Annotated in this window: 8 protein-coding genes; 6 read left to right on the top strand and 2 right to left on the bottom strand. The window is 75.9% G+C overall.

The window, feature by feature from the left end:
• Window positions 1-167: 167 nt before the first annotated feature.
• Entirely contained in the window at window positions 168-2,702 is a 2,535-nt protein-coding gene (locus tag ACFVS6_RS04355) for an FtsX-like permease family protein (protein ID WP_389700514.1), read from the top strand.
• An 84-nt stretch (window positions 2,703-2,786) separates the two neighbouring features.
• On the opposite strand, the gene ACFVS6_RS04350 is transcribed toward ACFVS6_RS04355, so the two are convergent.
• Complete coding sequence (locus ACFVS6_RS04350; protein ID WP_389700512.1) at window positions 2,787-3,626, bottom strand: class I SAM-dependent methyltransferase; 840 nt, start codon at window positions 3,624-3,626, stop codon at window positions 2,787-2,789.
• Window positions 3,627-4,005: 379 nt separating this feature from the next.
• Here ACFVS6_RS04350 and ACFVS6_RS04345 point away from each other — a divergent pair, with 379 nt between their 5' ends.
• Complete coding sequence (locus tag ACFVS6_RS04345; RefSeq protein WP_389700510.1) at window positions 4,006-7,302, top strand: LuxR C-terminal-related transcriptional regulator; 3,297 nt, start codon at window positions 4,006-4,008, stop codon at window positions 7,300-7,302.
• A gap of 220 nt (window positions 7,303-7,522) precedes the next feature.
• Window positions 7,523-8,116 (top strand): RICIN domain-containing protein, encoded by a 594-nt coding sequence (locus ACFVS6_RS04340; protein WP_389700508.1) that lies wholly within the window; start codon window positions 7,523-7,525, stop codon window positions 8,114-8,116.
• Window positions 8,117-8,497: 381 nt separating this feature from the next.
• Here the strand turns inward: ACFVS6_RS04340 and ACFVS6_RS04335 are convergent, their stop codons facing one another.
• Window positions 8,498-9,250, bottom strand: a complete 753-nt coding sequence (locus tag ACFVS6_RS04335; protein WP_389700506.1) for an NUDIX domain-containing protein — start codon at window positions 9,248-9,250, stop codon at window positions 8,498-8,500.
• A 145-nt stretch (window positions 9,251-9,395) separates the two neighbouring features.
• Here ACFVS6_RS04335 and ACFVS6_RS04330 point away from each other — a divergent pair, with 145 nt between their 5' ends.
• From ACFVS6_RS04330 to ACFVS6_RS04320, 3 genes are all read left to right on the top strand, one after another.
• Complete coding sequence (locus ACFVS6_RS04330) at window positions 9,396-11,423, top strand: PQQ-binding-like beta-propeller repeat protein (protein ID WP_389700504.1); 2,028 nt, start codon at window positions 9,396-9,398, stop codon at window positions 11,421-11,423.
• 39 nt (window positions 11,424-11,462) lie between these two features.
• Complete coding sequence (locus tag ACFVS6_RS04325; protein WP_389700502.1) at window positions 11,463-14,063, top strand: PQQ-binding-like beta-propeller repeat protein; 2,601 nt, start codon at window positions 11,463-11,465, stop codon at window positions 14,061-14,063.
• 133 nt (window positions 14,064-14,196) lie between these two features.
• The coding region (locus ACFVS6_RS04320) for a protein kinase (RefSeq protein ID WP_389700500.1) at window positions 14,197-15,160 on the top strand (964 nt) is incomplete at its 3' end.

Here is a 15,160-nt window from a genome sequence, read left to right as displayed (position 1 = left end):
CCACGGACGCAGGACGACACCGACTGACGCCGGACGGCTCCCACGGACGTCGGACGCCCGACGACGGGCGTCGACGGGCCGTCGTCGCCGGCCGCGCCGTCCCCCCGGTCCCGACCGAAAGCCACCCGCTCGCAGTTGCCGAGCCCACATCCCAGGATCCGCACCCCATGTTCCGTACCGCCCTGCGCAACGTGTTCGCGCACAAGGCCCGCCTGCTGATGACCGCGTTCGCGGTCATGCTCGGCGTCACCTTCGTCTCCGGGAGCCTCGTCTTCGGCGACAGCCTGAGCCGGGCCACCGCCGCCCGGGCGACCGACGGCTACGAACGCCTCGCCGTCAGCGTCTTCCCCGAAGGGGCCCCCGCCGGCGGGGGACCGGCCGGCGTCGACGCCGCCACCGTCGCCACCCTGGCCAAGGTTCCGGGCGTCGCCCGCGCCGCGGGCCGGGTCGACGGCTTCGCCGCCGTCGCCGGCCGCGACGGCCGCCCGATCGCGAACGACACGTCCCACCGGGGCGGCAACTTCGCCCCGGGGGCGAACGGCACCGACACCGCCTACCGGTTCGTCCGGGGCTCCGGCCCCACGGGCGACCACACCATCGCCCTCGACGAGGCCACCGCCAGGAAGGGCGGCCACCGGGTGGGCGACAGCGTACGAGTCGGCACCAACCAGGGCGCCTCCTCCTACACCCTCAGCGGAATCTTCCGCACCGACGGGACCAAGCTGCCCTCCGGCGGCAGCCTGACGCTGTTCGACGAGGCCACCGCGCAGCGGCTCTTCCTCCAGCCCGGCCGCTACGCGACCGTCGAGGTGACGGCCGCGCCCGGCACCGACACCGTGCAGCTCCTGGCCCGCGTCGAATCGGTGCTCCCCCCGAACACAGGCGCCGCCACCGGAGCGCAGCTCGCCCGGATCCAGGAGAACCTCGCCACCAACGACAGCGACACGATGAGCCAGATCCTGCTGGGGTTCGCGGCGGTCGCCCTGTTCGTCGCCACGTTCCTCATCTCCAACACCTTCACCATGCTCGTCACCCGACGGACCAGGGAGCTTGCCCTCATGCGGGCCGTCGGAGCGACCCGCAAACAGGTACGACGCATCCTGCTGGCCGAGTCCCTCCTCGTCGGCGCCCTCGCCTCCGTGGCCGGCCTCGCCGCCGGTACCGGGGTCGCCGCCCTGCTCAGGACGGTCTTCGCGTCCTCCGACGCCCCGTCCGGCCCGCTGGTCCTCACCCCGGGCACCGTGATCACGTCGCTGCTCGTCGGCACCGCGCTGCCCACGATCGCCGCATGGCTTCCGATCCGCCGGGCCATGGCCATCCCGCCCGTCGCCGCGCTCGGCGCGGCCGAGCCCGCGGCGCCCGCCCGCACGGGTTCCCTGCGCACCGGCCTCAGCGCCGCCCTGCTGCTCACCGGCGCCGCCGCCTCGCTGTACGGGGCGCTCGCCGCGGGCAAGGACGCCCGAACCGTCATCGGCCTGGGGGCGGTCCTCACCCTGACCGGGACGATCGGCTTCATCCCGCTGCTGTCCAGGCCGTTCGTCGCCCTGCTCCGGCCGCTGCTGACCCGCCTCCACCCGGTGCACGGCGACCTCGCCGCCCGGAACACCGTGCGCGACCCGCGTCGTACCGGCGCCACCGCCGCCGCGCTCGCCATCGCGCTGACCCTCGCCACGGGGCTCTCCGTGCTCGGGGCATCCGCCGCCCAGTACCTCGACCGGGCGACCACGCACGACTTCGCCGCCGACTACCTGATCAAGCCCGCCGAGGGCGGCATGCGGATGACCCCCGCGACCGCGGAGCCCCTGAAGAAGCTGCCCGGCGCCGCGTTCAGCCCGCTCAACCAGTCCACCGCGTACCAACTGGCGGGCGTCCCGTCCGTACTGACCGGCGTCGACCCCGCAACCATCGGCCGGCTGCTCCGCTACGACGTGATCGAGGGCTCCCTCGACTCCCTCGCCCAGGGCCGGATCGCCGTGGCCGACTTCAAGGCCGAGAAGGCGGGCTGGCACGTCGGCCAGACCCTCCCCCTGCGGCGTGAGGACGGCGGGCAGGGCAACGTCACCATCGGCGCCGTCTACCGGGCGGACGAGCAGAGCAACCTGCTGCCCAGCATCACCGCCCCCGACGCACTCGTCGCCCGCTACGACCCCAACCCGAGCACCGCGGCGATCCTGCTGGCCGCGGACGGCGGTCCCGGCCCGACCGCCCTCGGGAACGTCACCCGCGCCCTCGGCGACAACCCCGCCCTGGCCGTCCTCGACGAGCCCGGCATCCGGGAGCAGGAGAGCGGGTCCATCGGGGAGCAGCTCAACGTCTTCTACGCCCTGTTGAGCATGGCCCTCGTGATCGCCGCGCTCGGCATCGCCAACACCCTCGCCATGTCCGTCCTCGAACGCCGCAAGGAGATCGGGACCCTGCGGGCCCTCGGCATGGACCGTTCCGGGATCACCCGCATGATCCGACTGGAGGCCCTGCTCCTCGGCGGACTCGGCGCCGGCCTCGGTACCGCCCTGGGCGTCTTCCTGGGCTGGGCCCTCGGGCGCACCCTCCAGGAGAGCGTCGTCGGCTACACGTTGGTGATTCCGTGGGGGCGCCTCGCCCTCGGCGTACTCATCGCTCTGGCCGGCGCGCTCCTCGCCTCGCTCTGGCCGGCACGCAGGGCCGCCCGCGTCGACATCCCCGCGGCGACGGCGGCGCAATGACAGGGCCGCGCCGGCGGGGGAGGGACGGTTGAGGGGCACGGCGGCCGGCCGAGCCGGCCGCCGGCCCGAACGGGGGCGGGGCGGTCAGGCGGGCGGGCCCGTCCGGTGGGCGGTGAGGAGCAGGTACTCCCACTCCATCACCCCGTCGCGGGTGTTCTCCTCGGCCAGCGCGTCCAGTTCGCCGTCCAGCGCCGCCACCCGGTCCGCGTCGTCCCCGAGGGCACGGTAGACCGCGATCGTCGGCCCGTAGCAGGCCTTGAAGAAGGTGCGGAAGGCTCCCGGCTGCGGAAAGGCGTCGATGCGCACGGTGCGACGTTGGGCGTCGACGTCCGTGACGCGGTCGCCGAGGAGCCCGTACACGTGCTCCTCCTCGCCCCAGAGGGGCGGCGGCCGGGCTCCCGGCGGTGGGGGCGGAGCGTACGGCTTCATCGTCGCGAACATCCGGCCGACGAACCCCTGCGGCGTCCAGTTCGCCAGACCCACCGTCCCGCCGGGGCGGCAGACGCGCACCAGTTCGTCGGCGGCGGCCTGGTGGTGCGGGGCGAACATGACCCCGAACGAGGACATCACGACGTCGAACTCCGCGTCGGCGAAGGGCAGGTGCTCCGCGTCCGCCTCGCGCCACTCCAGGTCGGCCCCACGCACCCCGGCCAGGTTACGGCCGATTTCGAGCAGCTCGGGGGTGAGGTCGCTGGCCACGACGTCCGCCCCCGCGAGGGCGGCGGGGATGGCGGCATTGCCGGCGCCGGCCGCCACGTCCAGTACCCGGTCTCCCTGCCGCACCCCGCACGCCCCGACGAGTTCGGCACCCACCTCCGGGATGACGTGCGAAGCGACGGACGGATAGTCGCCCCAGGCCCACATGGCCCGGTGGCGGGCCTTCAGCGCGCGATCGGCCCCGACCGCGTCGTTCCCCTCGGACATGACCCACCTCCAGGGCTCGGACAGCCTCCATCCGAGCGTATGCGTCACGGGCCGGGGGCGCAGTCCGACCGCCCCGGCCCGAGCCGGGAGCAGGTGGCGGCAGGGCCTGCCGCCACCTCCGGGCCGTGCGCCCTCCGGACGAAGGAGCGGGTGACCGGATCGCCCCGGCAGGAGCGCGCCCGACTCCCCGCCGCTTCGGTTTTCGGTCAATTCCACTTCGTTTTGGCCGAGTTGGCCCGACTGATGCCCATTCAGGCAAATCTGACCGAAGATCATCCATCTTCCCGCGCTCCGTCCCCGCATGATTCTCACGGACGCCCGGCAGGCGCCGGCCGAGGGCGGCACGCAGCCGTCGGCAAGCAGTGTGGGAGGGGCGGAAGTGATACACGTACTGGTCGAACGCGACGAAGTGCTCCGGGCCGCGGCCACCGCACTGGACCGGGCGCGCACCGGCAGGGGCAGCTGGCTGATGCTGGCCGCACCGCCCGGCCGGGGCCGCAGCGCGGTCCTCGACGCCGTCGTCCGAGGCGCGAGCGCCGACGACGGCGTGCGCGTACGGTCGGCGCGGTGCGCACCCGAGGAGACGGACTTCCCCTTCGCCCTCGTGCGCCAGGTCTTCCCCACCACCCGCGGCATCCCCTTCACCGACCCCGATGGCGGGCAGGAGCAGGAGGTCTTCCACCGGCTGCTGGACCTGCTCGCCCGCAGCGCCGGCGACCGGCCGGTCCTGCTCGCCGTCGACGACCTGCACTGCGCGGATCCCGTCTCCCGCCGCTGGACCGGATACCTGGCCCGCCGGATCGTCGGGTTGCCGGTCCTGCTGCTGGCCACCGCCGAATGCCGTGAGCACACCGATGTCGGCTGGTTGCCCCGGGCCACCGGGGTGTGCCACCCCTTGCCCCCGCTCGGGCCGGAGGCCGCGGCGGGGCTGGCGCGCGACCAGGGGTTGCCGCCCGAACGGCACGCGATGTGCTGGGACGCGACCGGCGGCAACCCGGCCCTCCTCCAGGCCCTCCTCGCCGACCTGACCCACCCCCTGACCCCGCCCCGTCCACCCACCGACCCCTTGAACCGGGGAAGCCGTGCTGCCGGGTCCCTGGGCCCGGTCGGCGCTGCCGGCGGCTCGGGACGCTCTGTCGCAGGCTCCCTGGATCAGGGACGTCCTACTGCCGGTCCCACGGGCCCGGCCGGTCCTTGCGTCGGCGCCGTCGATTCGGGACGTCCTGCTGCCGGTCCCCTGAACCAGGTCGGCTCTTGGGCCGGTGTCGCCGATTCGGGACGTCCTGCTACCGGTTCCCCGGGCCCGGTCGGCTCTTGGGCCGGTGCCGGTGCCGGTGCCGGTGACGCGGGGCGCCTCGACGCGGCCCCCGTCGACCCGGTCGGTCTTCGCACCGGTATCGCCGAGCCGGGATCCGCCGGCGCCGGTTCTCTCGCCCCGGGACGCCCCGCCGCCGGACCCCTCGACCCGGTCGGTCGGGACCCGCGCACTGGCCAGCGCCCCCGGTGCGCGTCGGACTGCGACGGGCCCGGGCTCGTCCGGTACCGCGACGCGATCACCCGCTGGATCCGGCACCGCGCCGACGAGGAGACCCGGCGTACGGTCCTCGCCCTCGCGGCGACCGCCCAGTGCTCCGCCGCCACCGGCCCCGACCTGCTCCGAGAAGCCATGCCGTTGCTGCCGGCCCGGCAGGCGACGGCCCTGCCGGGCACCCCGCTGGCCCGGATGCTCTCCCAGCCGCTCGCCCTCGAAGCCGTGCTGGACGCGGCCGATCCCGCCGAACTGGCGGCCCTGCACACCCGCGCCGCCCGGCTCCTCCACGACGGCGGCGCCCCCGCCCCACAGGTGGCCGCCCGGCTGTTGCGCCTGGACCACCTCCGCGAGGCGTGGATGGCGCGCTGCCTGGAGGACGCCGTCGACGAGGCCGTCCGGGCCGGGCACACCGAGGAGGCCGCCGCGCTGCTGCGCCACGTGCTGCGCGCGCAGCCGACGCCGACCGGGCAACGGCACGCCGCTCTCACCCTGCGCCTGGGATCCCTGGAATTCCCGCACAGCGCCGAGGCCGGCATCCGCAGGCTCCGCGAGGGCCTCGACCTGCACCCCGACCGCCAGGAACGCGCCGCCGCCGCACCCGCCCTCGGCGCGGCCCTCGTCGCCGGCGGCCGCACGGAGAGCGCGCTGAGCGTCCTGCACCGGGCGAGCCACGGCGCCGCCGAGGACGACGAGCTGGTGCACGTCCTGCGCACCGTCACCGCCCTCATCTCCTCGCACGACGCCGTCGCCTGGCGCAACGCCATCGCGGGCCTGCGCGCCCTCGCGCCCACCGCCCCGGCCACCGTCGAACCGCTGGTCTGCGGGCTGATCACCGAGTACGAGACCGGCGCCGGGCTCCTCTCCGCGGCCGAGGTCCTGGCCCGGATCCGGCCCCGACTCGCCGCTGCGCCGGTCCACCCGCTGCTGCGCACCGCCTGGCTGGGCAGCGCCGCCACCCTGTTGCAGTGGGCGGACCGGTTGGAGGACACCCGTACCCTCGCCGAGCAGGCACTTCCCGTACCGCCCGCACGACCGGACCTCACCGACGTCGGCCTGCAGTGCCTGCTGAGCGCCCGGGCGGAGGCCGCGCTCTGGGCCGGGGACTTCCGACGCGTGATCGCCGAGAACACCGAACTCGCCCACACCTGCACCGGACGCGGCATCCGCGCACCCCACCTGGTCTCCATGGTGGCGCTCGCCCGGTACGAACTGGGGCAGCGCGACCAGGCCTGGCAACTGCTCTCCACCCCCGACACCGCCACCGCCGACAGCTCCTGGGAGTGGAACGAACTGCGCCATGCCCGGGCCCTGCTCCACGGGATCGAGGGGCGGTGGGAGGCCGCCCTCGACGACCACCTCGCCTGCGGCACGGGCCAGAGCGCCCGGGACTTCGTCAGCCCCGTGGCCACGCCGTGGCGGTCCGGCGCGGCCCTCGTCCTGGCCCGCCTCGGCCGGGCGGCCGAGGCCCGCGAGCTCGCGGAGGAGGAACTGCACCACGCGCGCCGCTGGGGAACCCCCCGCACGGTCGGCAGGGCGCTGCGGGCCCATGCCGCGGCCGTCGGCGGGCGGCGGGGCCTGGAATCGCTCGTGGAGGCGGCGGCGCTGCTCGAAGGGGCGCCCGCGCCCGTGGAACGCATCGAGACGCTGATCGACCTGGGCCGGGCCCGCGTCGAAGCCGGGTTCGGCCGCCGGGGCCGTGACGACCTGCGCGCCGCCGACGCGGAGGCGGTCCGCCTGCTGCTCCCGTCACCCGGGACCGATGGCGACCCGTACGCCCCGCACGGTCACGCCGGCGTCGCCCCGGGCGGCGCGGGCGCGGGTGAAGGCGCCGTCGCCGGCCCGGAACCCGTGCCGACGGGCCGGCTCCTGCGGGCGACGCGCGCCGCGCTGCGCGCCGCGAACGCCCGTACCACGACCCGGGCGACGACCGGTCCGAGCGCACTCACCGGAGCGGAACGCCGGGTCGTCGACCTCGCCGCCTTCGGACACACCAACGCGCAGATCGGCGAGGCCCTGCACCTGACGCGCCGCACCGTGGAGTCCCACCTCACCAGTGCCTTCCGCAAGCTCGGGGTGAACCGCCGGACCCAACTCGCGGTGGGCCTGGCCGGCACGGACGCCGCCGGGGGAACGCGAGCCCGGTGAGGTTCCGGGGCCCGGAAGGGGGCGGGCTCGTAGGGGTGTCGGGGTGCGGACCACGAGGACGGGCCGGGCTCCGTGTTCGTGGTCTTCCACGATGTGCGCGGACCGGACCGGCGGACAGAGTGGGCACCGCGCCGGACCGGCCCCCGCGGTCCGGCTTCACCTCCCGTCGCCACCGGCGCCGCCGCACCCGCGGCAGGTCCGCGTACGAAAGGCACTCAGCATGAACTTCACGAAGCGCACGTCCGCCCGCTCGGCGCTGGTCGCCCTGATCGCGGTCGCCGGGACGAGCCTCCTTCCCATGAGCACCGCGGAGGCCCGCTCCGCGACGGCTCCCACCGCGCAGACCGCCTCGGACACGAGCGCGAGCCTCGCCCCGAACCAGCTGTGGCAACTGCGCAAGCGGGGGAGCCGGTCCGAGATCGTCAACAACCACAGCGGCATGTGTCTGAAGGTGAAGAGCGGCTCCAACGACAACGGCGCCCCGGTGGTCCAGGCCGAATGCGGCACGGCGAGCGAGGGGCTGTGGAAGTCGGAGGTCACGGACGGCGGCAACTTCATCCAGCTGCGCAACGCCAACTCCGGCAAGTGCCTCGACATCTCCGGGGGCAGGGCGACCCGGGGCGCCAAGATCGTCCAGTGGGACTGCAACGGCGGTCTGAACCAGAAGTGGTGGGACACGGACAACATCGACGGCGACAACGGCTACTGGATCAGCGGCACCACCCCCAGCGGCGCCCCCACCTGGATGTGTCTCGACATGCCCGGCCGCAGCACCAGCTCCGGCACACAGGCCGCCATGTGGGAGTGCTCCTAGGGTGTGGGGGTGGACTCCCGTCGGCCCCCGGCGACGACGGGTGTCCACCGACAGGCCCCCCGGGCCCCTGCCCGGCAGGGGAGGGCAGGAGCACGGGCGGGCACCCGACGGGAGCCGCCGGCCCGCGGGGAGTCGAGCTGCGGCCGTCGGCCGCCTCGTCCCCGTCGGCCGCCGCCTCCCAGCCGGCCGGGACCGCGGCATGCGGCACCCGGTAGCCCGAACGGCGGGACCCGGACGCCCGGGTGCCCGGTTGCCGGGTTGCCCGGCTGATCCGCACGTTCCGTGCCCGTGCCCGTGCCCGTGCCCGTGCCCGCGCCCGGGCCCGGAACGGGAAATCCGAACCCGGCCCAGGTGGCGGCGATTTCGCCGTGCGCCCCCCCGTCAGACCCCGGGCCGGGGCGCGGCTCCGGTGTAGCGGCGCACGATCATCTCCAGGTAGTCCACGTGTGGTCCCGCCAAGGCCGCCAACTCGTCCGGGCAACGCACGAACGCGATCGCGTCGAGCTCGGGTTCGCGGCCCTCCGCGCGCTCCGCCGCCACCAGCGCGGCGAACCGCTCGCGCAACTCCGCCTCCGGCCGGGGCGGCGCGAGGTGGGTCAGCCCGACACTGCCGTGCGCGCCGCGGGTGGCCGCCCACAGCCGCAGGTCCGACGGTTCGACCTCGACCCCGATCTCCTCGACCAGTTCACGTGCCGCCTGACCGCCCAGCGAGGCCTCGTCGAGCACCTCACCGGCCCCGGGCGGCTCGACGGCTCCGCCGGGCAACTGCCACCGTCCGGGGGTGGCGGTCGAGGCCGACATCCGCGCAACGAAAACCCGTCCCTCGTCGGTCGGTTGTACCGCGTTCACGAACAGGGACGGTAGCTTCCGCGCACCGGGCACCCGGCGCAACGCCCGGTGCCGGTACATCACCGCGGCCCAGCGCAGGAACAGCGTGTCGGGATCGATCCGTCGGAATTCCACGCACCCCACCACCGGCCCGTCGAACAGCGCCGGGTTGGCCTGCACGGCCCGCTCCCACTCACGGTCCCGTGCCGCTTCGAGGGCGGGGGACAGGGTGGGGGCCGCGCCCTCGGCGAGCCGAACGCGGCGAACGTCGTGGATTTCCGGGCCCGAAGGCGGAGTCTCGGTCACCCGCCCCATCGTAGGGGCGCCGACCCGTGTCTCCGCGGACCCGGAACGCGCCCGCCGGGCGCGGCACGGAGGCTCGTGCGGGGCCGTTCCTTCAACTTTCCTGATTGCGGGGCCCCTTGGGGGTGGCGCACCTACGATCAAGCGCATGAGACCAGTGATCGCCCCCCTGCCGGGAGGTGCGCCCGCGCAGCTCGGTGGGCACCGGATCCTGGGGGTGCTCGGGTCCGGGGGCATGGGTACGGTCTACCTGGCCCGGCGCCGCGGCCGTGCCGTCGCCCTCAAGACCATCCGCCCCGAACTCTTCCGGGACGCCGACCTGCGCGCACGGTTCGGTCGCGAGGCCGCGGCGGCGGCGGCGGTGCGCAGCCCCTTCGTCGCGGCGGTGCTCGGCTCCTCGGCCACTGGTCAAGTTCCTTGGCTGGCAGCCGAGTTCATACCCGGGGCCACGCTCGCCGATGCCGTGCTGCGGCACGGTCCGCTGCCGACGCCCGCCGTCCGCGTCCTGGCGGCCGCCCTCGGTAGGGCGCTGACGGCCCTCGGCGGGGCCGGTGTCGTGCACCGCGACCTCAAGCCGTCGAACGTCATACTCGGCTCCGACCGGCCCCGGGTGGTCGACTTCGGGATCGCCCGGGTGGCGGGTGACGCGACCCTGACCGCGACCGGGCAGCGACCCGGAACTCCCGGCTACATGTCGCCCGAGCAGGTCGTGAAGGGGCCCCTCGGACCGCCGAGCGACGTCTTCTGCCTCGGTGCGCTGCTCGTGTTCGCGCTGACCGGCCGGCACGCCTTCTTCGACGGCGACCCGGTCCGCGCCGACTTCCGCATCGCCTACGAGGCCCCCGACCTCGCCGGAGTGCCCTCCGCACTGCTCCCGGTGGTCCGGGGCTGCCTTGAGAAGCGCCCGGCCGACCGGCCCACCGCCGCGCAGGTGACCGGAGAACTCGACCCGCAGGGTGCGGCCCTGCGCCGAGCCACCCGCTGGCTCCCGCCCGCCGTGAGCGCCGACGCCGCCGAGATGCGGCGGGCCGCCGCCGCATTGGGCGCCGGCCCCCGGCTGCCCGCCCGACGTCGGCTCCTCGCCGGCGCCGGCGCGGCCGCGCTCCTCACCGCGACCGGCGCCACGACCCTGCTGCGCCTCGGGGACGCCAACGGCTCCGCCGGGCCCCCCGCACCCCGCTGGAGCGGGCCGCCCGGCACGGTCCCGCAACCGCTGTGGACGTACGACGGCGCCGCCACCGAACCGGCCTTCGGGCCGGTCGGCGCCGACGGGGCCGTGTGCTTCGCGGACGGCGACGGCGGGGTGGCCCTGCACGATCCGGTGTCCGGTGAACGGCGCGGCCGCGGTCCGACCGCCCGGGCCCTCGTCGGCGGCCGGCGCCCGGTCGCGCTGGCCCCGGACGGCACGCTCCTCTTCCTGGACGCCGCCACCGGCGCGGTCCGTCACCGCGTGGCCGACGGGGCGGGCGCACTGCTCGCCGCCGACGAGGAACGGGCCTACGTCCTCGACGAAGCCGGGCGCGTCGCCGCGCTGGCGCCCGCGGACCGGGCGGCGCGCTGGCGGGTGCCCTCGCCGGTGCCCGGGCAGGGGTTCGTCGCGGCCACCGGGCAGGGACTGCTGCTCCTGGCGTCCGCGACCGGCGGGGTGGCTGCCCTGTCGGTCTCCGACGGCCGCCTCGTGTGGCGGCGCCCCGCGGGGAGCGACGGCCGGTGGACGGCCATGTCCGCCCGTGTCGTCGTCGCGGGCGGTGGCGGCCACCGGGCCCTGAACTGTTTGGGCAGGTCCGACGGCGAACAGAGGTGGACGCTTCCCGCCGACGACCCGGCCGGCTTCGGCGTGCCCACTCTGGTCGGTGACACCGTGTACGTGGCGGACGGCCGCCAGCTCCGCAGCATCGACGTGAACACCGGGGCTCCGGCCTGGACGGTCCAGGCCGCCGACGAACTGGCACAGGACCAGGCTCCGTTGGTGTCCGGATCCGCCGTCTTCGCGCCGTTGCGCAAGCCCGAGCTCGGCATCCTCGTCGTGGACACCGGGCGGGCGGCCGAACAGTACGCCTTCGCACCGGCCCCCGCGGCGGGGGTACGCGCCGAAACGCCCTGGCGGGGAGCGGTCGTACGGGGCGGCGTCGTCTGGCAGCGCGGCAGCACCGTCCGCGCCCTGCCGGGCATGTGACCGGTCCCGGCCCGGGGCCACGAGGGGGAGGGGAAACGCATGGGACGCGGACATCCGGGGGTGGGGCTGCTGCCCGAGGACCCGAGGGCCACCGGGCCGTACCGGCTGCTGGCCCGCTGGCCCGGCCCCAGGCCGGCCCCGCCGCACCACGGCATGTACGTCGGTCGGGACCGTGATCACGGGCACGCCGTGGTCTGCCTCCTGCCCCCGGCCGCGTACGAGGCCGCCGGGTCGCTGCACCGGGCCCCCGTGCCGGGGGTGCCGGCCGTGTTGGACCTGGGGACGGGGACCGTTCCCTCCTGGGTGGCCCTCGCGTACACCCCCGCCGTGTCCCTGGCCGACGTCGCGGGACGGCCCGGTTCCGGGGCCGGGATCCTGTCCCTGGACCGGTCGGTGGGGGTCGCCGCGGAGGTCGCCGCGACCCTGGCCGCCCTGCACGCGCGGGACATCGGCTACGGCGCCGTGGCGCCCGAAGGGGTGTGGCTCACCACGGGCCGCCCCCTGCTGATGGCCCTGCACGCCTGCCGCACGCTCACCGGACCCGAAGGGGAACCGGCGCCGGAGCCCGATCCGGCGCCGGAGCCCGATCCGGCGCCGGAGCCCGAGCCTGGGCACGAGCACGAGCACGAGCACGAGTCCGCGCCTGGGCCTGGGCGCGAGCCCGAACCGGACCCGGACGGTCGGTCGCGACGCCGGGCCACCGGGCCCGCGCCGGCCGAACCTCGGAGCCGCGTGTCGACGGTTCCCGCCGCCTTCATGGCCCCGGAAGTGGCGGCCGGCCGGCCCTCCTCCGCGGCCGCCGACGTGTACGCCCTCGCGGTCCTGCTGATCCACACGGCCACCGGGCGACTGCCCTTCGGGGACGGCCCGCCGCCGGTGCTGGCCTACCGGGCCGTCCACGACCGGCCCGAACTGCCCGCGCTGCCCGGCGAACTGGGGCGGGCCGTGGCAGCCGCACTGGCACCCGCCCCGGCCGACCGGCCCACGGCCGCCGAGTTGCACCGGGCGATGGCGCTCCACGGATCGGAGACGGCCAGAGGCCCGGCCGACGGGCAGCGGCGGCCGGCAGGGCAGGACGGCCCGTCGCCCGTGGGCCCGCTGCCGGGTCGGATCGTGGCGGCCCTGGCCGTGCGCGCGCAGGAGATCGCCGACCTGGAGACGGAAACCCGGGACGCCGACACCCCGCCCACGGACGCCCCGTACACGGACACCCCCGACCCGGACGCCGGGCGCCGGGTGGACGGCCCGGCCTCCACGGACGACGACCCCTCACCCCGCGGCCGCCCACCGGGGCCCCTCGACGGTCCGCACGGTCAACCGGCAGGCCGCCCGGACGGCGACCCGTACGAACACCCGCACGCCGACCCGCACCCGCGGGGGGCCGGCGGACCGCACACCCCCACGACGCCACCGGGCCCGCGCCCCACCCGCCGCCGGCTCCTGACCCACCTGCTCGCCGGCGCGGCCCTCGGCGCGTCCGGCACGCTCGCCTGGTCCGCCCTCACCGGGGACGACGGCCGGACCGGGCCGACGTCCGGGGCCGGCGCCGCGACGGGCACGAGCCCCCGGGTGCCCGGGATGCCGCCGCCCGCGCTGTGGCGCTTCGACGACAACACGGCCCGTACGCGGCTCCTTCCGGTCACCGGCGCCGACCGCTTCCTGATGCTGCGCGGCGACGACCTGTACGGGCACGACCTGCGGACGGGCAAGGAGGTGTGGCGGATGCCCGGAGTGAGCGGCAGCAGTCCGCTCGCCCAAGTGCCCGGAGACCGCTTCCTGGTGATCACGCGCGAGGGAATGTCGCTCTGCTCGCTGAGCGAGGGCCGGGCCCAATGGCTGCAACGCTTCGAGAACCTCTCCGGCGTCCTGGCCGTCGAAGGCACCACCGCGTGGCTGGTGGTGGGGGACGGGAACCCTTCGGGCGGTCACCTGCTGGCGGCCTTCGACCTGGACCGGCGCAAGGAGTCGTGGCGCACGCCGCTACCGGCCGGCTTCGACTACCGGTTGGCCGCCTTCGTCGGCCCGCGGACCGTCGTCGTGGAGGTGACGGAGCCGCCCCAGGAACTGTTCCACGACGTCACGGCCGTCCGGACGCTGGCGATCGCGGGCTACGACCGGACCGGCGGACGCATGCTCTGGAACCGCTCCTTCCGCGACGTCGACGCCGGCCCCACCTCCGCGGTGGACCCGGCGGCCGGCGGTCGGTTGTTCCTGCTGTCACGAGGGCACGCGCAGGCCTACGACCTGGAATCCGGCACCCGGCTGTGGGAATCGCAGGCCGTGGTCGTCGGTACGAACTGCCGGCCGCTCGTGGCCGGCGGCACGCTGTACCTGGCGGACGACGGTCGGGGCCCCATCGTCGCCCTGGCACCGGACACCGGACGGACGTTGTGGACGCAGAGCCTCGACGAGAACCTGGAGTGGTTCATGGTCGGCGGCATGGTGACGAGCACGTCCGGACGCACCCTGTACCTGTCGACCCTGAACCAGGTCACCGCGACCTCCCTCCCCTCGGGCAAACGCCTGTGGCAGGCGGGGCTCGCCGGGGTGGAGGCCCGTCAACCGTTCCAACTGGTCCCGGCGCCAGGCGTGTTGCTCGTCGCCCGGCCATCGGCGGTGATCGCCCTTCCGGCGGACTGACCGCGCCCGCTCCGCGCGTGGGTCGTCCCCTGAGGGGACCCCCCGCACCACGACCCGGCGCCGTCCACGTGCCGGCCCGGCCCCGCAGCCTCCGCCCGCCCCGCAGCCCCCGTCGCGAAGGATCCCACCGGCCATGTCCACGCTCCTGCCCCTCCTGCCCGACGACCCCGAACGGCTCGGCGCGTACACGCTCCTCGGCAGGCTCGGCGGCGGCGGCATGGGAACCGTTTTCCTGGCCCGCACCCCCGGTGGCCGGCTGGCCGCCGTCAAGACCGTACGGGCCGACCTGCGCGACCGGCCCGGCTACCGGGAGCGCCTGACCCTGGAGGCCGAGGCCGCGCGGTCCCTGGGAGCGGAACACACCGCCGCGTTCCTCGGCGCGGACCCGGACACGACGATGCCGTGGCTGGCCACGGCCTACCTCATGGGCCCCTCGTTGGCCGAGGCGGTGGCGGCCGGGGGGCCGTTGCCCGAGGGGGCCGTCCGCGGACTCGGCACCGCCCTCGCCGCCGCCCTCGCGGCGCTGCACCGTGCCGGACTCGTCCACCGCGACCTCAAACCCTCCAACGTACTGATCACCGCGCAGGGTCCCCGGCTCATCGACTTCGGCCTCGCCCAGGCCCCCGGCAGCCCCCGCCTCACCGAGGCGGGGGGAGTGGCCGGCACACCGGCCTACATGTCCCCCGAGCAGGCCCGGGGCGGGCCGCCCGGCCCGGAGGGCGACGTGTTCGCCCTCGCCGCCGTCCTGGTGTTCGCAGCCACCGGACACGGCCCCTACGACGCCCGCGGCCGGCAGAGCACCCTGCAACTCCTGCGCGACGGCGCCGCCCCCGACCTGACCGGCACCCCCGACGGGCTGCGCGAAACGCTCGCCGCCTGCCTCTCACCGGAGCCGGCGCAACGCCCGCGCCCGGACCGGCTGTCCGAACGGTGGGGGCCGTTCGACGCCGGCGCGTTCGCCGACCTGCTGCCGCAACCGCTCCTGACCGACCTGTCGCGCCGGATCGAGGAAGTCGCCGCGGTCACCACCGCCCCGCTGCGCGCGCCCGCCCCGCGACGCGCCCTCTCCCGCCGCACCCTGATCGCGGGTACTGCGG

The sequence above is a fragment of the Streptomyces sp. NPDC057939 genome, assembly GCF_042887545.1.
GTDB lineage: Bacteria > Actinomycetota > Actinomycetes > Streptomycetales > Streptomycetaceae > Streptomyces.
The sequence above is the reverse complement of the archived record's forward strand: the minus strand, read 5'-3'. Positions and strand labels throughout refer to the sequence as shown.